This window comes from Paenibacillus sp. FSL H8-0261 (assembly GCF_045040645.1).
In the GTDB taxonomy this organism is placed as follows: Bacteria; Bacillota; Bacilli; order Paenibacillales; family Paenibacillaceae; genus Paenibacillus_AQ.
In genome coordinates this window covers 2,116,660-2,140,296 of the sequence record NZ_CP150297.1, presented here as the reverse complement: position 1 = coordinate 2,140,296, position 23,637 = coordinate 2,116,660, and the positions used below count along the sequence as shown (strand labels likewise).

9 protein-coding genes are annotated in these 23,637 nt (G+C 44.7%); all 9 read right to left on the bottom strand.

Going from position 1 to position 23,637, the window contains the following annotated elements:
• Window positions 1-16: 16 nt before the first annotated feature.
• The 9 genes from MHI27_RS09215 to MHI27_RS09175 all read right to left on the bottom strand — a co-directional run bounded on the left by MHI27_RS09215 (window position 17) and on the right by MHI27_RS09175 (window position 23,550).
• The gene (locus MHI27_RS09215; RefSeq protein WP_042186596.1) at window positions 17-883 is read right to left on the bottom strand and encodes a carbohydrate ABC transporter permease; all 867 of its coding nucleotides are present in this window, start codon (window positions 881-883) and stop codon (window positions 17-19) included.
• Window positions 884-896: 13 nt separating this feature from the next.
• Window positions 897-1,793 carry a sugar ABC transporter permease gene (locus MHI27_RS09210; RefSeq protein WP_341053512.1) on the bottom strand — a complete coding sequence of 299 codons (897 nt, stop codon included), beginning with the start codon at window positions 1,791-1,793 and terminating at the stop codon, window positions 897-899.
• A gap of 86 nt (window positions 1,794-1,879) precedes the next feature.
• Window positions 1,880-3,253 (bottom strand): extracellular solute-binding protein, encoded by a 1,374-nt coding sequence (locus tag MHI27_RS09205; protein ID WP_405176083.1) that lies wholly within the window; start codon window positions 3,251-3,253, stop codon window positions 1,880-1,882.
• A gap of 211 nt (window positions 3,254-3,464) precedes the next feature.
• Entirely contained in the window at window positions 3,465-7,376 is a 3,912-nt protein-coding gene (locus tag MHI27_RS09200) for a glycosyl hydrolase family 95 catalytic domain-containing protein (protein ID WP_405176082.1), read from the bottom strand.
• A gap of 54 nt (window positions 7,377-7,430) precedes the next feature.
• The gene (locus MHI27_RS09195) at window positions 7,431-8,150 is read right to left on the bottom strand and encodes a cohesin domain-containing protein (protein ID WP_405176081.1); all 720 of its coding nucleotides are present in this window, start codon (window positions 8,148-8,150) and stop codon (window positions 7,431-7,433) included.
• A gap of 49 nt (window positions 8,151-8,199) precedes the next feature.
• A complete protein-coding gene (locus tag MHI27_RS09190) occupies window positions 8,200-13,080 on the bottom strand; it encodes a discoidin domain-containing protein (protein ID WP_405176080.1) in 4,881 nt (1,626 codons plus the stop codon).
• 96 nt (window positions 13,081-13,176) lie between these two features.
• Window positions 13,177-17,142 carry a family 20 glycosylhydrolase gene (locus MHI27_RS09185; protein WP_405176079.1) on the bottom strand — a complete coding sequence of 1,322 codons (3,966 nt, stop codon included), beginning with the start codon at window positions 17,140-17,142 and terminating at the stop codon, window positions 13,177-13,179.
• A gap of 94 nt (window positions 17,143-17,236) precedes the next feature.
• Window positions 17,237-22,393 carry an endo-alpha-N-acetylgalactosaminidase family protein gene (locus tag MHI27_RS09180; protein ID WP_405176078.1) on the bottom strand — a complete coding sequence of 1,719 codons (5,157 nt, stop codon included), beginning with the start codon at window positions 22,391-22,393 and terminating at the stop codon, window positions 17,237-17,239.
• A 143-nt stretch (window positions 22,394-22,536) separates the two neighbouring features.
• Entirely contained in the window at window positions 22,537-23,550 is a 1,014-nt protein-coding gene (locus MHI27_RS09175; RefSeq protein ID WP_405176077.1) for an S-layer homology domain-containing protein, read from the bottom strand.
• Between the last annotated feature and the right edge of the window lie 87 nt (window positions 23,551-23,637).

The window sequence follows — 23,637 nt, the reverse complement described above, 5'->3', positions numbered from 1 at the left end:
CTTAACCCTCCTATAATTAACCTTTCAACGCACCTGCTGTTAACCCACCCGTAATTTGACGTTGATACAACACATACATCACAATGACGGGAATCATAGAAATGGAAAGACCCGCAAACAATGGCCCCCATTCCGTTCTGTACTGCATTTCCCCTTGCATAATGGCTATTCCGACAGGAATGGTGTATTTCGCTGGATCGTTGATCAATACCGTGGCCATGATGTACTCATTCCACACGGTTAAAGCATTCATAATTCCTACTGTGATTAATCCTGGCTTCGATAATGGCAACATGATCTTGAAGAAAACGCCGTATAGTGAAGATCCATCAATTGTTGCGGCTTCTTCAAGCTCACGGGGAAGTGCCTTGAAAAATCCAACCAGAAAGAAGATACCGAATGGAAGGATGCCAATCGTTCCGACAGAATAAACAAGCGTGAGCCCTACTAAGGAGTTGGACAAATTCATATCTCCGAGAAGAAAGAACAATGGTATCAATCCGAGTGTGGTTGGAATCATCATTGAAGCAACGTATACAAAATAAAACAGGCCTCTAGATTTAAAGGTAAACCGAGCTAATATATATGCTGTTGTAGCAGCCATAATAAGCGATAACAGTGTACTAGCCACGGTTACTATAATGGAGTTCAGGAAGTAGTCGCCAAAGTTTGCTCTGCTCCACACATTTGTATAGTTTTCAAAACGAAAAATAGATGGGAAATCCCACGGTTTCCCGAGCATAACCTGCTGATTATCCTTTAAGGATGTCAGGAATGTCCAAAGAACAGGATATAAGACTACCAAGCTCCACAAGATGAGGAAAAATCGAACTGCAATTTTTGATATCAGCAGAAGTGGTTTTTTGGCGGGATTATCGTTCAAAGTATTTTCCTCCTTACATTTCAATGGACTCTCGGTGAAGAATGCGCTGCAAAATTAGAGTAGTGATTAAAGATAACAGTAAGATTAGCACCCCGATGGTTGCCCCGTAGCTTAAATGGAACTGTTTGAAGCCCATCTGATACAAATAATAACCGAGCACTTGTGTCTGATTATCCGGGCCACCATCCGTCATCAGCTTAACGATAATAAAGGAGCCGTTCAGTGTTGTGATTACGATGTGAATGATAGAGGTTTTGAATTGCTCCCAAATCAGGGGTAAAGTAATTCGAGTAAACTGTTGCCATTGCCCCGCACCGTCAATACTGGCTGCTTCATATAGCGAGGAAGGAATACCTAGAATAGAAGCGATAATGAGCAGCATATAGAATCCGATACCAGCCCATACACTAGGAGGAAGAAGTGACCACATTGCGAGGTTTGAATCACCTAACCAGTTCGTTTCCACTGGTTTTCCTGTAAATAACGAGATGAATGCATTCAGGAATCCAAGACGGGGATTGTATATAAAACTCCACAATACACCGATAACGGCTACGGAAATGATATTCGGAAAGAAAAACACCACTCGGTAAAAACCGTATTCTTTCAATTTCAAACGGGTCAATGATACTGCGAAAAACGTTGCAAATAACATGATTAAGATGACCTTCCAAAAAATCAAGAAATAATCATTCGAAATGGCTTTTGGTATGATCTCATCCGAGAATAATTGTCTATAATTATCAATACCGATAAAATTCATCGATTCGGAACCGCCTGACCAATCGAAGAAGCTTAAGTACAAGCCTCGAAACAACGGATAAATAGTGAATAAACAAAAGATAGCAAACGTAGGCAGCAAGAAACTCGCAATAAACAAATTACGTTTCCACAATTTATTTTTCTTCATGAGCGTAAGCCATCCTCCCCTTAAATTTGAAAGAACAATCAGAGGCACCTATGTCCTCTGATTGTTTAGAAAGAAGAGTCATGAACTTACTTCCGGATTTTGGCTGCCGCCTTCTCCATACGGTCCATCCATTCTTCTGGTGTAATAGAACCTTGCAGCAATGCAATGGTTGCATCATTCTCAGCCTGCTCAATGTCCGCGGCCAATTTAAATACAGGAGCAACGATCGTGTCACTACCGTTGAAATATTTCATTGCCGTTTTAACAACATCACTTGCGCCTGAAGATTCCAGATCTGCCTTGACGTTCATCAAAGCGCCAGTCAGCTCAGCCCAACGAACTGCGGCTTGTTTAGTAAAGATAAATTCAATAAATGCTTTTGCTGCATCTGGATTTTTAGCCTTCTTTGCAATTGCAATGTTACTAGTGTAAGGAATAGCCACAAATTTACCGCCTGGCTTCTGCATAACGGAAGGAACGAATCCAAATTTGAAGCCCTCTGGAACATCTTTTTTCATTTCATTTTCGAGCCACAAGCCATTAGGAATCATTGCATCTTTATGTTGCAAGAAGAGCATTTGGGAGTCTGTATGACTCATACCGAACGATGCGTTATCGAAATACCCTTTGTCCCTCATATCAACGATCTTTTTCAAGGTATTCGCTACAGCATCATTTTTGAAAGAACCTTCTTTAGCAGCTTCTTGATCCTTTAAGATCTGCGGATTGTCCCCATTCTCAGATACAAAACCTGTATTTAAGAGACCTCCCACGATGTAGTATGGGTATTTACCGGTATGAATGTACGGATATACGCCATCCGCTTTGATTTTTTCACTTGTGGCGAGGAAGCTATCCCAATCTTTCGGAACATCCCATCCCTTTTCAGTAAACAGGGTTTCATCATAGAAGGTTCCCCATGATCCGAATACGAGTGGAATCGTATAGTTTTTGCCACTGTAGTCTTGTGGAGGTGCGATCAAGTTGCTCGTAAGCTGCTCGCCGTCCACATTTTTCGCATCTTTAACCCAATCTGTAATATCCATCAATTGGTCGTCGAGCACCATTTGCGTTTCGTTCGAGCCTGCTCCATCGATGTATACAACATCTGGTGGATTACCTTGGATCCAGCGGGGCTTCATTTGCTCGTTGATTTGTGAACCTGCGGATTCCTTAATGTTGACATCTGGGTACTTCTTCTTGAATTCACCAATGACTTCTTTCCACCAACCGTCTCCATAACCACCGACAAAGTATTGGATTTCGAGGTCTCCCGTTACTTTCGGCTCTTCAGGCTTGGGCTCGTCTGTCTTCGCTGGCTCAGTCTGCGTCGCAGCTGTTGTTTTCTCGGGAGCTGGAGCTTCAGCCCCATTTGTCCCCCCGCCACATCCTGCCAGAGACAATACAATGGACATCATAACTAGACTTAATGCCGCTTTCTTTTTACCCTTGCTTTTCATTGGCTATCCCCCTCGAATAAACTTGCTCGACTTCTCTAAGCACTTGATTTTACAATTCTGACTGTAATTCCATTAACACTTTTCCATTATATAGGCTATAAAAACGTAACCACATGATCTCTTTTGATGTGGAGTTGATACTTTTTGTCCTATAGAACCTTTTTTGTTTACAAAAGAAGGACACCTGAGTAAAAACTCAGGTGTCCTTCTCTCAATTCAATATTTTTTGAGCAATTGCTGCTAAATCCATAATGTCGATCTTTCCGTCATTATTAAGATCTGCACGCTTAGCCGTCTGCCAATCTACACTGTTCTGATCTTTACCATAGTGCGAAGCTGCAATCGCCAAGTCACCGATGCTCACTTTACCATCCTCATTTAAGTCTCCGGATTTTATCGGCGGCTGCTCATCTGCCTTAATCTCGACTTCGATATTTGAAAGATCGGCTTCTGTCTCCAGTCCATTCGCGTCACCAAATACAGCACTGCTTACCTTTATGCTCGCTAACTCAGACTTCGTCACTGGCTTTGCTTTGAAGTTTAGTTCAAGCACCTTGGCATCACCGGTTAGACCAGTTCCCGTACTAGCCGTGATTAGGCGAATGGTTCCGATTGGATCATTCTTTGATTCTAACACCTGTATCCCATCGTTCATCGATTCGCCCGAGATGTACTCTAGAAGATTCTCGTCGTACTTCAATCGAATGTCTTGCGCATAGGTCGCATCCGTGACATTGCTAACGCCCATGTCAACTGTAAAGGTCAGACCTTGATTTATCGACTTAGGTCCACTTAAAGTTATCGCAGTAGGTTCATTCCGTTCAACAGGAACATATTCGAAAGCATCAATCATCGCAATGGTATTCGAAGAGGCGTTGTTCTTCGCCCCTTTCACGACAATCTTAATTGTATGTTCCCCTTTGGAGAGATCGGATTGTTGGAATAATACCTGCTGCTTCATCGTCGATGGACCATATCCATCAACACCTTCAGCGACTAGCCCTCCATCGAGATACACATCGAAATGTCCGTGGTTTGCCTGCAAAGCGCTGATAAATTTAATCGATGTTCCTGTAAACGTGAACGACGCTGAAGCCCCTTGCTGATTACTATAGCTTTCTGTGCCCTTGTAATCGCCTGCGTCACTGTAAGGACTCCACGTTCCGGTATATACAATCGACGGATCTTTATCATCTACTTTTATTGGAAGCACTGGTGGCTTTACACTGGATACAATCTTATATTGCTGTCCTTTCACTGTTGGGAATTCAATCAAGTTCCCATTCACCGTGAAGTTGATGGATTCCCCGCTTCCTGCGCGAACGACCTTGAATTTATTGGATTGGACAAATCCATGGTATTTAACAGAAGCCTTATTACCCTGCTTAGAAGTAAGCAAGGCTTCTTTCAAGATCGTACCTTCCCAGCGCATATCCACTTCAAATCCGCCTCTTGCCACAAGTCCTTTAACGTTTCCGGTAGCCCATGCATCTGGTAAAGCAGCTAATAAATCGATACTTCCAGTTTGGCTTTGTAGAAGCATTTCTGCGATTCCTGAAGTTGCTCCGAAGTTACCGTCAATTTGGAACGGTGGATGTGTATCGAACAAATTGTCGAGCGTGCTGCCTCTAAGCTGCTCACCTAACAGTTTATGTGCACGGTTACCATCAAGCAGACGTGCCCATAAATTGATCTTATTCGCTTTACTCCACCCCGTTCCACCATCGCCACGAGAATTCAAGGTGACTCTTGCTGCTGCAAATAACTCCGGATTATTCACTTCATTAATAAGCGTACCTGGATACAAGCCGATCAGATGCGAGATATGGCGGTGCTGATCTGTTGGACTATCGATATCATTCTTCCACTCCTGCACCTGCCCCCAGCTTCCGACCTGCGGCATCCATAGCTTGCTTCGTTTCTCCATGACCTCGTTACGCAGCTGTTCATCCACACCCAATATTTCACTAGCCTTGATGAACTGTGTGAACAACTCCCAGACTAATTCCTGATCATAAGACACACCGTCGGATATATCCCCTTGCTCTGGAGAGTAGGAAGGAGATGATACTAGACTTCCGTCTGAATCTTCGACCAGGTATTTAATCCAGAATTGTGTTGTTTCCTTGATAATGTCATACACTTGGCCTCTTAAAAGATCTTTATCTCCACTAAAAGCATAGTGATCCCACACCTGCTGCACCATGAAGGCGTTAGCAGCCGGTGACCAGCCCCAATAAAAATCAGAGCCTGGCGCAGTATAACCAAATGGGTTGTTGACGGTATGAATCGCCCAGCCTTCCCCTTCAATTCCATGATGTCTTTGGGCTGTTTCCCTACCCGGCTCGCGCAGGGAATCAATATAATCAATGTACGGAATATCGGTTTCCGCTAAGTTAACAACCTCGGAAGGCCAATAATTCATCTGCACATTGATATTCGTATGATAGTCACTGTTCCATGGTGGATTATTTACTTGATTCCATACCCCTTGTAGGTTAGCAGGCAGTGAGCCTTCCCTGGAGGATGCGATAAGCAAATAACGGCCATATTGGAAAAATAATGCCTCCAAGCTTCTTTTCTCTCCGTCACTAGCATTCGTTTTATAACCATTCAAAAGCTCATTCGTAGGAAGATTTGTAGTAACCCCACCAAGATCAAGTGAGACTCTATCGAACAGTTCCTTATAATCTGTCAAATGGGATGCACGCAACTGATTGAATGATTTAGCGGATGCTGCGTTTAGGTTCGCTTCTACAATTTCTTTTGGCGTCTTGTCACTCTTATACGTAGGAAAATTATTGGCATAATCTGTTGCAGCGGTCATCAGGATCGTGACAACACTCGCACCGTTTACGGTAAGTTTCCCATCCTTCGCTGTTACAGTTCCTCCTTCATGCTGTACTTGAAGCTGCGCTTCGTATGCCATCTTATTACTGGGTACCTTTCCACTTAGCGTTAGTTTATTTCCTTCACCCTTAACGGTATTAGAGGGCTGAGCACCAGTAAGGCGAACATCAAAGGTCATCGGCTGATTCTCTTCCGTTGTCAGTCTCATGACCATGACCTTATCCGGATAACTGATGAAATACTCCCGCTTGTATTTTACATTGCCCGAAGTATAGGACACTCTTGCCATGGCATCATTAAGATTCAATTCACGCCGATAATCAGAGTACGTCTGAGCACCGCTGTTCCCCGATGCGCTTGTCATCTCCATCTCGGACAATTGAATTTTCGTTCCGCCCTTGCTTACAAGATCGAATTTATAGAATTTATAAGCTGTAGCATTGGAAAAAGTATATGATTTCTTCTGTTTGCGGCTTGCAAACTCTTCATTGGATCTGTTATCTAGCGGGGTCCACTGCTGCCCGTCATTCGAGCCTTTCAGCGTCCAGCTCTTCGGATCCCGATCAGGCACATCATTCCCTGAAGTGAACGAATATCCGGTAATTACCTTAGCCTCTTCATATGCCCACTGCACCCAAAAAGGTGGTGCTCCATCACCTGAATACCATTTCGTATTTACCGAACCATCGGTTAAATTGGAAATAGGCTCGCCGTATTGTGGATTATCCGAGCTCGCTGTTACCGTATACGCTGACTGACGGTTAAAATCTAAGAACACGTCACCAAATGCTTGATACGCTCCGAAAGAACTATCACCAGCACCCATAACACCAGTAATCTTCCCTACAAGAGCCTTAGCTTCATTAATTTTCCCTTCTTTTAGAAGCTGTCTTATGGTCTCAACATGTTGCTGAGCACCGTCTTTAATACCATATTGGTAATTTGAATCTGCTCCAGGCCCACCGCTCCACAGTGTCTTTTCATTAAATTGAATTCGCTCCTGCTCAACACCACCAAATACCATGCCACCCATATAACCATTTCCGATAGGGAGCGCCTGCGTCTCCCAGTTCGTGGCCGGTGCTTGATACCATAATGACAAATCCTGATCTGCCGCAGGCGCAGTTTCAGCTGCCGACTGAACATCTGCATACACTTTTGGACCTAAAACACCATTAGACGGAAGTATGCTGATAAGTAGCTGCGAGCAAGCGATCCATACAGATAGTAGAATTGCAGTCTTTCTGACTAATCTACTTTTACCGATTGGCATGCGTTGATCCCCTCTCATAATAACAACCACTGATTGTAAAAATGAGGCAACCTACTACTCCACAATCTTTTTCGCAAGTGCAGCAAGATCAGTAATATCTATTTTGCCGTCCTTGTTCAGATCTGCGTGCTTAATCTTACTCCAATCTGGACTGGAGGAATCCTTACCGTAATGCGCGGCCATGATTCCTAAATCGCCGATACTCACTTTGCCGTCGCCGTTAAGATCTCCAGGTAATCCTGTATTTACTGTGATCTGAATGGTTAAGGATGCCGGTTGGAGCACGGATTCTTCCCCTTGACTGTCACTTATTATCGCTTGAGTAAGCCGGATAACTCCCTCTGTGTCTTGTATTACATCTGCTGCTTTGAAACCAAGTTCAACAATTTCAGCATCGCTAGTAATCGGATACTGACTACCCAAACTTGCCAAGAGAACCCGTAGCTTACCGGGAGTACTTGTAGATGGTTCATTGATAATAACTACGCCTTCCTGCAGAGAGCGGATTGAATCTGGAAGGTATTCCATGACAGCCGGATCAAATTCAAAGGTAATGTCCTGTGCATACACATCACTGGAGACACTGGTGATCCCATACTTCACGGTAAAAGACTCCCCCGGCGCAACAACCTTCTTACTCCCTACTAAAATAGCAGAAGGCGTAGGATCAGATGCATCTGCGTTCACTACAGGGTTCGTAAAAGATACACAGCTTAAAACCACGGCGATAATGGTCATCATTACCGCCTTTTTGTACCATCGACTACTGTTCAAATTCTTCTCACCTTCATCTTTTAAATTTTGTTCAGGATGTTAGCGTGTGTTATTGAGTTACGATTTGTTTCGCTATTTGAGCAAGATCTGTAATATCGATCTTACCGTCACCATTCATATCCGCACGCTTCGCTTGCTGCCAATCAGGACTTGATGAATCTTTGCCGTAGTGTGCAGCAACGATACCCAGGTCACCAATGCTGACTTTTCCGTCGCCGTTAAGATCGCCTGTGACTCCTGTTTGTTCTGGTTTCACTTTTACAGAGATTGTAGCTGGTGCAGTTGCGGTCTCTGCTCCGTCTTCATCACCTAGCAGTACCTCTGACACGCTGATATTAACTCTAACCGTCTCAGATACTTCTTTTGCCTGGAATGTCAGCTCGGCAATTTGTTGATTTCCGCTTAATCCGTATTCCGCACCTTCACTCGCCATAATCAAACGAAGCTTTCCAGGTGTTTTAATTGTCTCTTCAACAATCGCAACACCTTGGATCAGTGATTTAGCGGACACATAATCCATGCGGTCAGCATCGTACTGAATGGTGATGTCCTGTGCAAATACCTTCCCGGAGATATTGTTCACATCATACCGGACAACAAAAGGCTTGCCGGAAGTAACGGATGCATCAGCACTCAATACGGCTTGCACTTGAGCCGTTTCCTGCTGCACTTGATACACTGTAATCTCGGCTGCGGATGCGAATTCACCCACGCCTTTTACAGCTTCCAGCTTAATGTGAGTCGCTTCCACCGGAGCGAAATTCACTTCCTTGAGCTGTTTGCTTCGCAGCCAGTTCCCGCTTGTCATGAGCGTGTAATTCACACCATCGGTGCTTGTGTACACGTTGTAAGCAGTAATTGTGCCATTGCCTTCATCCGGCCGAGGTAAGTATCCTAGCTTGCTGATGGTATACTTTCCGCCCAGATTCACCATTATTGATTGCGGAAGTGGATCAACGTTGAACCACTTCGTATGCCAATGTGTATCCGGATCGCCGTCCAATGCCAAATTCGGATCGTTTTCGCCTGCTTCATAGCTCGTAGCTTCTGCACTCATTTGACTTTGCGGAATTTCGGTTAGGTTGCTCTGTCCAGTAACCGTCACCACACTTGTTGCTGTAAATCCGCCTTCTTCCGTCGTCGCGGTAATCGATGTCGTACCCTGCCCTTTTGGTGTGACCATTCCCTTACTGTCCACGCTGGCAACACCAGGATCGCTGCTTACCCACTTAACTGTCTTATTACCGGCATTCTCAGGCTCAATGCTCGCTTTCAATTGAACCGGTGCGTCCAACGCCTTAAGTGAGAGTGTCTCACGGTCAAGCTTTATGCCAGTAACCTTCTGTCCGTCTTCCAGCGGGATGCCGAACAGCTTGAATTCACGAATAGCAGCCTTTGATTGAGCATCAGGCAGTCCGGTGATCGTAATTCTAGCGAATCTACCCTGGCTTCCAAATGTATCCTGAATGGTGCCAGTTTCCTGATTATTCGTTCGATTCGTTACTGTAATCCAATTGGAGTTCGCGGTTTCCCGAACTTCAATTTTGTACTGATAAGCCTTGTTACTGTGTTCAAAAGAAACTTCGGAGGATTTAATGGAATGCATCATACCGAGATCAACCGTCCAGCTATGGCTATTGTTCTTATCCGCTACTGACCAGAATGTGTCCACATTCCCATCATTAGCGAGGCCAGCCGGATGCGCTTGATCCTCACTGTCCGCTGTAGCAGGTTTACCTTCTGAAATCAATCGAACTTCAGGAGCTACCTTCGGCGCCTCATAGACATCGACCTCCGAAGCCGAAGCGAACCCTCCAAGTGCAACAGCTGCTTCAAGCTTCACATAGCGGGCGGAAACACTATCGAAAAGGATGTATTTTTTCAAGTTGTTTCTGAGCCAGGTACCACTGGATACCTTCGTATATGCTTCTCCATCTGTGCTGACGTAAAGGTTGTATGAGGTAATGGTTCCGTTCCCAGCATCCAGACGTGGTGCATACCGGAATTGGCTAACATTGCGAACCTTACCTAAATCGAGAATGATGGATTGCGGGAGCTTATCGGATCCATCCCATTTCGTATGCCATGCGGAATTCCGGTCCCCATCAATCGCTTTAGCTGCTTCCGCACCAGGCTGAAAGCTTTTCGCTGAGGCTGTCATCTCATTTTTAGGTATCACTGTCGGTGAAGGCTGTGATAGATCACGATACAGATTGATCTCTGCAGCAGATACGACACCCCCAACAGCTTCTGTCGCTTCAAGTTTCACAAAAACAGCTTCAACTGTATCAAAATTCACCGTCTTCTCTAGTTTGTCATCATTCCATTGTCCACTGCTTACGAGCGTATAGTTGGTTCCATCCATACTCGTATACAGCTTGTAACCTGTAATTGTGCCGTCTTTGCCACCGTACTGTCTTGGCAAGTATTTCATTTTATTCACATACTGTTTAATCCCCAGGTCTAAAGTGATGCTCTGCTTACTTCCAGCATTTGCTGAAGAAAGCCATATCGATTCATAGCTGCCATCCAGCACATTAGCTGCCGGCGTATCCGAAGCCGCATTCGTTGCAGTTGCAATCATATCTTCCTGCGGAATACGACTTGGGTCTGTGTCCACCTGAGGCAGCTCAATTTTGACAGCATCTACAAGTGGAGTCGTATCTGCTGTAAAGCCTGCGACTTTCACAATAAATTCCTTATCAGTGGATATGGATGGTGTTTTAATGTACAGGATGCCGCCTTTATCTTGCTTAGCATAGTACCAGCCACTTGTTGCGCCATCCCATGCTGCTTTGGACTGCAATTCAGGATAGGATGTTCCATCTACAGAAACAGCCTCCGGGTGATCTGGCATGTGGATTGTAAACTGATTCTTACGTGACTCCAATTTGCCTTTATAGTCACCTACGCTTGCTCCAACCTTGATAATCAAGTCTCCACTCCCTTGCTCAGGAGCGGTGGAGGTTATTAATGTTTTGGCAAATTTGCCTGTACGATGCTCCTTCGATATACCATCATCTTCATACATCTTAAAGCTTGACGATTTATAAGGATAAATATCATAAGTAATTGGATCAGGAGGAACCTGACCGTCGTATAACGATTCAGGATACATCGGGATGATAGCCCCGCCCTTTACTAGAAGCGGCAAGCGATCCAGTGGAGCATTGTATTCGTCTAACATTTTTGAACCGTAATGTTCTTCTCCTGTCCAGTAATCGATCCATTTTCCTTTCGGAAGATATATTCCGTTTCGCATAGTCGTGTCGGTATATACTGGCGCAACCAGAAACGATTCCCCAGACATGAATTGATACTGTGTTAAAGTTCCTTTGGAGTTCGGATCATTCGGATAAGAATAGATCATTCCCCGCATGATCGGAGCCCCGGACTCGTAAGACTCATTGAGATAGGTATACAAGTATGGTGTCAATTGTTGTCTTAGCTTCAATGCATCCCTGTTATAGCTCGTATAAGGTTCTCCCCATACCCAAGGCTGCTTATCTTTGGCTGCCCAACCAGACATGTTCATCAGGATTGGAGTGAAGATCTTCCACTGTAAGTCTCGAACGTAGGTTTTAGCGCTTCCTCCGAAGATCCCATCAATATCTCCGGTTGAGTACGGCATCCCAGATAGCCCTGCTCCGATCATCGACGGGATATGGAATCGAATGTATTCCCAATTGCCCGACTGATCTCCGGACCATACGGTAGAATATCGCTGGGTACCTGCCCAGCCACCAACGGACCAGACATAACCTCTGTCGTCAGAGTTATCTTCAATTCCTGTAAACGCCTGTTTGCTGGCACCCAGGGCGAAATCGTATCCAGGTCCCACCCAGGCAACGTCGAGTTTAGCGAGCCTTGTACCCTCTACGCCAACTTCTTGCGCAATTTTATCAACACCATTTTGAGTCCATAGTCCGGTAGTGAAACCTTCCTTATGTAGTTCGTCAACGGTGTTGCCTAGATCCGTATAACCGCAACCATATCCGTCATTCGGTAAAATCCAGGCTCCAGGCATATCATTTTCCCGATATTTTTTAGCAATAAGGTTAACGACATCGGAGGTCTTTTCTGGATCTCTGTTGTAACAATCCGCATCACCAAGTCCCATACCCCAACGAGGAATCAAGGATGGTTTACCTGTAAGATCTGTATAAGCGTTCAAAATATCTTTCATTGTCTCACCGTAGAAATAATAAGCATCAAACCGATTTTCGTTATGCGTCAGCTTGACGGTCGAATCAAAATCATAAGTACCGCTTTGAAAAGTGTTTCGAAGCACTCCGTATCCTGCAGTACTCAAGTAGAATGGCGCAGGATTCGAAACTGTGCCGCTTCCCCAATCCCCATAGTTGTTAGCGATAGTAATTTTGCGATCACGATGATTGAAGAATCCATTCTGCATACCGCCGCCGTAGAAATATTCATCCTCACCCCGGATAAGCTGTTGTGAGGCTGACTGTCCGTTATAGTTCAAGCTAGCAGATTCTTCCCACACCACCGTTTGGTTGTCACTTTTGTACATGGCGAACTTCAACGGATTTTTGTAGGCTCTCAGCACGAATTTTCCTGTTTCCATCTTGTAATACGTACCTTCATCAGACCACTTTACATTAACAGGTCCGAAATCATCCTTGATGACGATTGGCTCGATCGGCTTTTCCGCGCTTTTTCCTGTCAATTCCTTGAATTGCCCGTTCACACCAAGCCAAATCCGGAACATATCCTCCCGCTGAAAAATCACTTTTATCTTGTCAGAGCCTGACGTAATCTCAAACGTGTTATTATCTTTCTTTACGAAGTCAGAAATGTTACCAACAGAAGCACCATGGGCGGTTTCCGGGCGAATCATGAGCCCTGTAACCATAAGGATCATCAATGCCAGCATCCACATACCAAAGCGATTATAAATTGATCTCAATCCATTCCCTCCATTCAAATGAAGCGGCAAGACAGGATACAGCCTCCACTGTAGTTTGAATTCCTTGTCTTGCCGCTTGGATTCAAGTTGCTATTGTTATTCAATCACAATATCTTTAGCTATAAGTACCAGGTCCGTCAGATCGACCTTGCCGTCACTATTGATGTCTGCCCGTTTCGCCTTATCCCAATCTGGGTCTGCAGAACTCTTTCCGTAGTTAGCTGCGACAATAGCCAGATCGCCGATGCTGACTTTGCCATCACCATTCAAATCCTTAGAAGGTTCTGGCACTGTTGTTGTAAACTCCACCTGAGCCGAGGAAGTAGCTGCGCTTGTTTCCTGTCCTTCGCTATCCCCAAGCGTTGCACGCTTTACAGTAATACGTCCGGTTTGGGGTTCTGTCAGATCCTTAGCCTTAAAGGTAATCTTAGCTACATCAACATCCCCTTTAATCGCACTCCCTGAACCTTGGCTAGCCAGAATCAGACGTACAGTGCCTTCTGTATTCTTCGTCTCAAGGATACTCACGCCGTCCACCAACGCATTAGCGGATACATAATCCATTAGTGAAGCGTCGAATGCAATCGTGATATCTTGTGCATACACCGCCTTTGTAACATTGTGTAGGCCTAACGTTATATCGAAATTCTGACCATAAGGAATGGTTTGCAGAGCAGCTAAGCTTGTTGCTGCTTCACCTGGAACCTCCCTTGCCACCGTAATCTTGCTCACCGCTTTATATCCGCCGGATACGGTAGTTGCAGTAATATCAGCGGTACCTGCCTTTAACGCAGTTACGACAGCCTTCCCGCCTTGAACTTGAACAGTCGCAATAGCGGCATCGCTGCTACTCCAGGTCACCTGTTTATTTGTTGCATTCCCCGGTTGAAGGGAGGCACTTAGCGTTTGTGTTTCTCCGGCCTTCATCGAAATCTCAGCTTTATCCAGCTTGATACCGGTTACCGGAACTTCAGGAACGTTATTGCTGTACATAAAATTATCAAACACGGTAACTGAAGGACCGAATACTCTAGCCCCCATTTTCCCAGCGTCTGTTGGGATCTGTGCAATAGCATCATCGAAATAAGTCGTTCCATTGATAATCAGCGTTACATGTTTCCCTTCAAACTTCACTTTTACGGTCGATGTTGTGCCTTTTTTCAATTTGGCGGCCTGAGCATTGCTCAATAAACCGTACGAATCCTGAGCGTTCACCCAGTACCAAGCACCTTGATCAAATCCTATTGAAGCCCAAGCGTCATTATTGACATAGCGAAAAATAACACCCGTTCGGATAACATCACTCTGCGGTGTAATCTTAAACTCGATCTCACCATCTCCAATGCTCGGAGATTGCTGATCGATAAACAGATTATTTACACTGTTCGAGGTGAACTTAACGGCACGCTCACCCGCTTGATCAGGTGCTTCTACAAGCTCCATACGTCCGACACCTTTACCGATGACATGCTCCCAGCCTTCGAGCGAGTTATTCTCAAAGCTCGCTGAATATCTCACAGGCGCTGGAACTTCTACAGGATCCTCTGGGTTAGGAGCGTAGACTTCAAATTCATACATGGAGTAACCATAGGTTCCCACTCGCTTCGTACCTAACATTCGGACATATCTCGCTTGTTCAGTTGGGAATTTGACAATCTCTACTCCGCCAACGCCAGCGTTAGTCGTGTAAACGTCCCGCCAGTTCTCCGCATTATCGGATACTTGAACTTTATAGCCTTTGGCATAAGCACTTTCCCATTTGAAAATAACCTTGCTAATGTCAGTACTTTGGCCTAAATCAACATAGATCCACTCGTTGTCGGTATATTTAGAGGACCAGCGAGAAACACCCGTATCAACCTCATCCACTACAAGACTAGCCGGAAATTGAGGTACTTCGACGGAAGAAGCTACTGCTGTTTTGTGAGCAGCTAAATTGATGGTCCAAGCGGGTGATCCTGCTTCCTCCGCAATTTCTTTTCCTGATAGTACCCGATTAAAAATCTTGAATTCATCCAGTAGTCCAGTGAATGCTTTGGATGAACTGCCGATTATAGCCGCAGGTAGCATTGTCGTTACAGCAACAGAACCTTTTAGATCCCCATCAATATACAAAGAAGTTCCATTTAGATCTCCTCTGAAGGCAACATGTACCCAGCGCCCAACTGGAATCGCTGCATTAAAGCTGTAATCATAGCCCTCTCGGGTAAATCCGGCATTTGGTGTCCCTTTCTGCTTCAGCTTAATTGCACCATATTCGGATTCCATCAGTATTTTTTCATCTGCTTCTTGTTGATCATTAAGCTTAACCCACGTGGAGACCGTCCAAGGGAAGCCCTTTATTTGCAGCGGTGTTTGAATATGATCTGAAGTCCCTGCAAACCGTACGCCTTTTCCTGTTTTTCCATCATCCACGCGAGTAACGCCAGCTCCTAATGTAGCATCATAGGAATTTCCGGACTGATCAGAGACCGTCTGCGCGCCTTCTTCAAATGGATAATGAACAACAAGATCAGTGGCCGTATTCACTTCATGTAATAAATTCGTTCCAGGACCTTCGCCTAGCTTCGCTGACAACTGCTGGAACTCGGTGAATGTGCTGTCCGTGGACTGGCCTCTCCACATCTTTTCTGCAAGGACAGGCATCGCTTTCTTCACACGATCGTGGACGTCCGCCTCACTTACTTTCTTGCCCATCATATCGTTCCAGGCCCCAAACATCGCACCGAGCAGGTTCGGCTCACCTTCCTGCAGCTTCGTATTTCCACCAAAGTTCGTTGGGTCCCAGTTATTAAACAACCACTGAGAATCCAGATAATCATGGTAATATCCAGCCTTCGGTACAATGTAGAGCGTGGAATCCACCGTATTGATAATTTTGAATCCATCTCTCACCGATGCTACCGGATCTTGCCAACCGTTATTCCAGGCGTTTACGGCTATATCCTTATCTACTACCGTGGTACCCGGGAATGCATTCAAGCTGCCCCACATTCTTGATTTCTTTCCCTTGCTCTTTAAGTGTTCGTTCATCGTGTTCAAAAACTCGCGATACTTCTCAAATGTAGTCCGATCATTAGGTGCGAATTCATCGCCTCCAAAATGAACCGTTTCTGAATCAAACCATTCCCCATCTAAATATTCGTCCCACACATCCTTGATGAAATTGACCGTTTCCTGACGTGTAATATCCAGATGATCGACAGGCAAATTATCCTTAACCAGATCTGGTCTAACCTTTGTAAATGAAAGAGCATGGCTGGGGGTATCAATTTCCGGCGTGATGTTAAGCCCCCGTATTTTGGCGATGTCCTGCAATTCACGCATATCCTGTTTCGTGTAGTGTCCATCCTTTGCCGTTAATTCCGGGTACTTGGTACTTTCTAAACGGAAAGCCGTATATTTGTTCCAATGCTCCCTGCTGTTATCCTTAAAAATCTCGTTATCGTTCAGATGGAGCTGGAAATCATTCATTTTGTAATAGGACATAAATTTGGCGTAATCCTTCAGGAAATCAATCGTGAAAAACTTGCGTCCTACATCAAGCATAAAACCGCGTTCTCCATACTTAGGGAAATCCTTCGCTCCCCCTTTTACAATGCTTGCCTTCTCAGGATCTTGCTCCAAAATTTGTAGTGCCGTTCTTGTTCCATAGAACACACCAGTCTCGGTGTTTGCATGTATTTCCACATAATCTCCTACTTCAAAGTAGTAGCCTTCCTTGCCAATCGATTCATCAGCTGTCTTATCGAGCCTAAGCAGGAAGTCCCCTTTAGAAGCAGGCTTATTTTGAACAATCGGTAAATCGTATCCGGTTAATTCCTTAAGATCCTCTTGAAAGACCTCTGCGGTATTTGGTAGTTGGCATAAACATTCGTCGGTGGGAATTACGATTCTGGAATTAGCTGTCATCTTGAAAGAACCACTACCACCAGTCCACTCTTGTAAACTTGGTATCACTTTTGGTTTAGCATTCTCTGCTTCAGCCGCTGCTGCAAATGGTAGTGGAGTAGAGTAAAGCACTAGACAAAAAACTGTAAAGCCGTACAACCATTTTTTCATCTGTCATCCTCCTACTAGTCAAATCATCAATTTTGAAAAAAACCAGGTACATCATGTTTAGTTACTCACACATGTACCTGGCCTATGACTTTGATTACTCTACAATTTTGCGAGCTACAATAACCAAATCTTCCAATCCAACTTTGCCGTCACCGTTCATATCTGCTTTCTTCGCTTTCTCCCAATCAGGGCTTGCTGAAGTCTTGCCATACTGCGCTGCTACCATCGCCAGATCCCCGATCGTTATTTTACCGTCACCGTTGATGTCGCCTTGCGTTCCTTTCTTACCAATCTCGATATTTACGGAAGAGTTCGCTGCCGAAATTTCTTTACCCTGATCATCTGAAATGATTGCACTCTTAACGGCGATTGCCCCATTCACCGTTTGGTTAACTTCCTTCGCTTTAAAGGTTAGTTCTAGGACATCTGCACTGTTACTAATTCCATGGGTCGCACCTTCACTTGCTACAATAAAGCGAAGTTTACCTGGAGTACTGTTGATTGAATCAATAACGCTTACCCCACTAATTAACGAACGCACCTCAACGAAATCCATAACATCCGCGGCATATTCTAGGGCGATGTCCTGCGCAAAAATCTTATCAGACAGATTCCGTAGTCCATATTGAACTTTGAACACTTCTCCTGGCTGAACTTGACTTGGCGCTGTCAAAGTAGAGGAAGCTTTTAACTCACCGTCTGTTTCTGTTACGATGACACGGCTGGTCGCAGAGAAGCCCCCATCCATTGTCGTTGCCGTAATTACGGTTTCGCCTACCTTCAATCCCTTAACTAGAGCATGACCTTCTTGCTGTTCAACGGTTGCTACAGCTTCATCACTGCTGCTCCAAAGTACTTTTTTATTCGAAGCATTCAGAGGCTCTATCACAGCGTTCAATTCGCCCGTGCTGCCTACTTTAATCTCTAGCTGTTCTTTATCCATAGCGATGCCTGTGACTTTTACTGCTTCTGCCTCATCCTCCGTCTTGAACACATTGAGTTCGGCAGCAGATGCGAAGGTACCCACGCCTTCTATAGCCTCAAGTCTCAAATGTGTTGCTTCTACAGCTGTAAAGCGAACAATTTTTGTGGTCTGATCGAGGGACCATGATCCATCTGCAATTTTTGTGAAATTCGTTCCGTCAACACTCGTGTACAGGTTATAGCTTGTAATCGTTCCATTGGTTCCAGATACTCTAGGTGAATAATTGAATTGATTAATGTTATATTTACCTCCGAGGTCCAAAGTAATGGATTCCGGTAAGTGTGCCGGGGTCCATTTCGTATGCCAGATTGTAGACATATCTCCATCGAGTGCAAGACTCGCTTCACCTCCAGGCTGGAAGCTACTCGCCGTTGCAGTCATTTGCGATTGTGGAATTTGCGTGTTAGGCATATACACATTAATCGTCGAGGTTGCACTTTTTTTACTTCCATCCTTTGCGGTAGCAGTAATGATGGCTGTTCCCGCTTGAAGTGCAGTAACTTTTCCGGCCTGATCCACCGATACAATTTCCGGCTGGTCAGAAGTCCAGAGCAGTGTCCGGTCGTGTGCATTTGCTGGTTTAACTAGAGCGCTAATGGAACTAGACTGTCCTTTGTTCAGATCCATCTTATTTGGCGTTAGTGTAATAGTCGAAACAAGTACACCTTCCTCCGGAACGATCGCACCCTCATCATCGACGCGAATGTTATCGACCACCAGCGTACCGGTTAACTCCTTCTGACTGTTCAGCTTGTTTTTGATAATGGCCAGATAGGCATCTTTCACCCCTTCGGTTGTAAAAGACAGATCCAGCGTACTGCGTCCTTCTTTCAAATTCTCACTCACCAGATCACGAACTACCCCATTCTCCTTCACTCGAATAGCCACTGTGTACATATCCGTCTCATCCGAGTTGTAGTCCATCGTCAGATGGTAGCGGTTATCCTCCTTCATTCGGAGCGTGTGAGGCAATGTACGCAGCCATTCACCGGTTGCTTCTTCATTCGTTTTAAGCGACCACTTTCCATCCAGAACATAATTCATGATCTGATTGTCGCCTTTTTCAACTAAATGCGTACGAACTGGACCTATTTTAGAATAAACAAAGGGGCCCCAGCCCTCATCAACGTTCTCGAAATCCTCGAACAATACAGAATTACCAGCGTCTGTCTTGGTTGGATTCTCCCATACTCTTACATCGTCAAAGGTTACCGTCGAACTTCCATCTTCTACATTCAAATAGAGATTTGCGGTTTCACTAACCGCATCAAAGGTAACCTTAATCCGCTGGAAGTTCGTGCTCACATATTTATGCTGCTGGGCTAAAAAGCCATGCTCTGTGTTATCCAGTGTATTGACAACCTTGTCAGCCCCTTGCTTCACACCGATTTCCACGGTGCGTTTCCCATCCACTTTCACCCATACTGATGCAGAATACGTCTTGCCCGGTGTAAGTCCGGTAATCTCCTGCTGAATTACTGCATCACCAGGACCCTTCACTTGAAGCTGGTCATCGGCGTTACTGTTCTTCACAAATTTAATGTGATCATCACTTGTGGCTGTGGAAGATTTCTTCCAGCTGCCGAATGTTTGGCTGTCAAAGCCAGGGTCTTTTACCGAACTCCCTTCGCCCCATGCCATTTCCGGCTCTTCAGCAGCTGTTGTCTTATACAGGGCATAACCAATCCCCGGCTGCGCGGTAAGTGTGACTTTACCTCCAGTTACTTCTACACTGCCAACATGCTCACGTCCTAAATCTGTCAGCTTATACAACTGTGCCGTCGTTACGTTACTCCATGATTCTGGAAGACTCCAAGTCGTTTGGCCACCTGCTGGATTCCAGTGATAGATTTTATCTTCTGTCTCAGGACTCCATGGAATAAAGACCGTACTGTCACTAATGTTGCTGCTATCTGTCATGATAGCGATTTCACGACCATCCTTACTTAAATGGATCTTACCGTCCTGCTTACGTTCAACTACAACCTTCTCTTCAAAATCGATACGGTTATCGGTCATCTTGATGATCGGGAAATGCTGCATATATTTTGTTGGTAGATTGTGATTGAAGAATGCCGCACTTGTTGATTGGTAGCTGTAGAATGGAGCACTGTTCTGCCAATAACCCACGCCTACCTGCTTATTCCCTTTCAGTAAAGGGGTTGTTAAGAAGCCGTCCAGTGATTGATTCCGTAGGAAACGGGTTACCTTGCTGTCGTCACCTTGGTTCGGGTACCCCGGATCTGTTCCCCAGTGAACCCAAGAGGCCTGCTCAAACAGAGGTCCTGCAAATTCTGTACCGAGCATCCAGCCGTTACCGTTGATATAATCTGCGAGTTTCTTCGCATTGTAATCGGCACCATCATATACATCCACATATACAAACGATAGGTTGTCGCCTGTGTCGCTTTTCAGCATATCCAGACGTCTTTTTAATTCACCGGATTCCACATCTTTGGTTTTGTTAACATAGAATGTTTGATCCAGCCAGCCCCAACCTTTACTCAATGGCTGATTCATATTTTCCATTTTGGTGCCGAAAGCATCCAGCGCGTATTCTGTTGCGTTAATGTGTACACCGCCGCGGATATTGTATTTCTTTCCTTCACTCAAAATATAATTAAAATCCTTCACTCCACCCTGACGGATACCGATATGACCGCCGTAATCTGGGTGAGAGTCATCATGACCTTCCGCTTGATATCCTTTGAATAGAATCAGCTGTCCAAAGCCATCCGTGAGATTAGAGATCTTCTTCGCATTATCAAAAGCACGCAAGAACGGAGAAGTTGTAGTAGATCCGATGTTCATGCTGATATAAGAGATATTGTCCCTTATCATTTCACTGCCGGTTGGAGCATCCGTATTCTGACGATATACAATAGCTCCATCTTGCCAGTCAACAACTTTGTCTCCATTCGCATCTGGAGTCAGTACAACCTTAGCCCATGGCAGTGGCTCCGGATCAAGCACAGTACTTCCACGATAAACCCATGAGCCTCCTGATAACGCTGCTTTCTTCGTATGGAGTGCTGTATCATCGCCTACCTTAATACGTACCTTATCAAAACCATTTACTACATTGGTGATTACACTCGCAGCTAAGACGTCGGAGTTAACGAATGCGTATGCACGACCCCCACTCACGTCTGCTACTCCTGTCTTAAGATCGTTAAATTCGTCCTGTACAACGTTCCAGCCCCCAGTTATCCGGACAGCCGTTTCCTGCGCTGTAGGCTGGGTTCCAATTACAGAGACAAGGTCATGATCAGGGAATTCGATCGTTCTCACTTTTTCAGTACCATTCTCTTCAATGCTGGCCACTTTGAACTGAAGAATGTTATCCTGAACCTCCATTTCAACTTTGAGATTCACTTTAATTTCTGGAATCTGAAGCGTGTAGGCTGCAGACTCACCATGAGTGGCATCTGCTGCTTTTATACTAAAATCAGAAGCGACTACGAAATAGGACTTCTCGTTGATTTTTATCTCATTAAATCCATTTAACTGTCCATACATTTCCGCGCCGCTGTCTAACCATGTGTATTGTTTAACCCGTGGGAACTCTTTATCGATTTCAACCTTCATCGTATCCGAGCTTAAAGTTTCTGTAATCGTAATCGGCCTCGGTACTGGATCAGTGGATACAATTGGAGTTACCTTCACATCGTCAATCCATAGGGTCTTGTTATTAAACCAGCTGCGTAGTCCAATCTTCCCTGCACTTGTCGATAATGAGGGAAGACTCGTCGTAAACACGTTATTGCCATCGATCGATAAAGCTACGCTACCTTTCTCATAGCGCAATTTGAGGGTATACTGTTGGTCAGCAGCAAAGGTAAAACTAGGAGCCGTAATATTTCCATACGATTCCGTCCCTCCTTTCATAGCATCCCAGCCCCAAGAACCCGCATCATATTGGATAACATTGTAGTTATTGCTATCGACGAATCGGTAGACCAGTCCAAATCGTGTGGCAGGCTGACTAAATTTTAACTTCACCTCATATTCAGCATTGGCAACCTGAGGTGAATCTTGGTCTGCTAAAATAACAACCCCTTGTGTCACCGCCTTAACAGCACCTTGATCCGCCGAAAAAGTAGTGGTCCCCTTAGCTGCAGCCCATCCGTCGATGTTGCCATCATTGTAATCTCTGAAATACACGTCCGATTCTTGAGCCGCGAATACGGCTGCCGATGGCAAGCCAAGCTGTACCCCTAGCAACAACGTCAATAGCAAGCTAACCGCTTTGTAACGTTTTCTCATCTCTACGACCTCTTTTCACTTAAATATAAGTAGAATGAACATTATCAATTCACATATTTCCTTTAATTGTATGTTTTTGACATCACATGGCCATAATGAGCCCTCCTTCCATAAGAAGGTGCGTCATTATATGTTTTTTTGTATTACTTGGAATTTAACAATCGCTTGATAACAGCGGCTGATTCCGCTCTTGTAGCAGATTCTTTTGGTGCAAATGTAGTCTGAGTTCTACCTTTCATTAATCCCGATTTCAAGGCAAAGCCCACCGACGCTTTAGCCCACGGGCTTATTTTACTATCATCTTTAAACGTAGTAGTAGAATCTGAGGCTATACTATCGATCTTTACACCGGAAGCATAAGCTTTCGCTCGCATCAGCATCGTTGTCATTTCTTCACGAGTAATGCTTTTTTCCGGAGCAAATTTCGTCTTGGACAAACCACTAATAATTCCGGCCGCATAAGCTTTCTTTACCGTATCTTCGTACCAAACTCCTGATTTCACATCCGTAAACGGATTACTTCCAGAACCTTCTGTAAGATCTAATGCTCTGGCTATAAGAGCTGCGAATTGTGCGCGAGTGATGTTATTATTCGGGGCAAAGCTGTCGGCATCCATGCCTTCAACAATTCCTTTAGTGACCATTTCCATGATATCTTGCTTCGCCCAATGTGAGACGATATCGCTGAAAATCTTGGTGAATGTTGAGGATTGATTCGGGGTGAATTCCTGATCTTTCAGATTACGATCAAGAACTTTTAATGCGGTCCATTTTACTGCAGTTGTACCAGCCCTTTTAGCTTTAAAGGTAATCGTGGCAATGTCCAAATTACCCTTTTCGCCATTCACATTTCCGATCTTGGTATGGGCTATCGTAATTTCATTGTTTTTCACGATTGGAGATACAGAAAAGCCTTTGATCTTCGTTTCTGCTTTTACAATCTCAAGCACTTTCGGGTCAAAATTAAATTTAGCTTCATATGCGTATAAGTCTTGAATATCTTTACCCTTTAATGTAACGGTGAACGTAGAATTAGCAGATTCAGTAGCTGATGTCTGCATCTCGAAGTCAGAGACTTTTTCAGCATGGACTGTACTCAACCACATGGAAGAACATAACGTACAGATTAGTGCGAATGTGAATCGTTTGCGTCTCATAAGAACATCCCTTCACCCGTGAATTTTAACTCCCCCCTATCATATGGATTTTGAAATCGGATACACATGATTTATTTTGTTCAACAT

Bases quoted from the DNA above. Each gene is read 5' to 3' on its own strand.
- MHI27_RS09210 (WP_341053512.1), bottom strand. From the start codon at position 1,793: ATGAAGAAAAATAAATTGTGGAAACGTAATTTGTTTATTGCGAGTTTC.
- MHI27_RS09205 (WP_405176083.1), bottom strand. From the start codon at position 3,253: ATGAAAAGCAAGGGTAAAAAGAAAGCGGCATTAAGTCTAGTTATGATG.
- MHI27_RS09200 (WP_405176082.1), bottom strand. From the start codon at position 7,376: ATGCCAATCGGTAAAAGTAGATTAGTCAGAAAGACTGCAATTCTACTA.
- MHI27_RS09185 (WP_405176079.1), bottom strand. From the start codon at position 17,142: ATGAAAAAATGGTTGTACGGCTTTACAGTTTTTTGTCTAGTGCTTTAC.
- MHI27_RS09180 (WP_405176078.1), bottom strand. From the start codon at position 22,393: ATGAGAAAACGTTACAAAGCGGTTAGCTTGCTATTGACGTTGTTGCTA.
- MHI27_RS09175 (WP_405176077.1), bottom strand. From the start codon at position 23,550: ATGAGACGCAAACGATTCACATTCGCACTAATCTGTACGTTATGTTCT.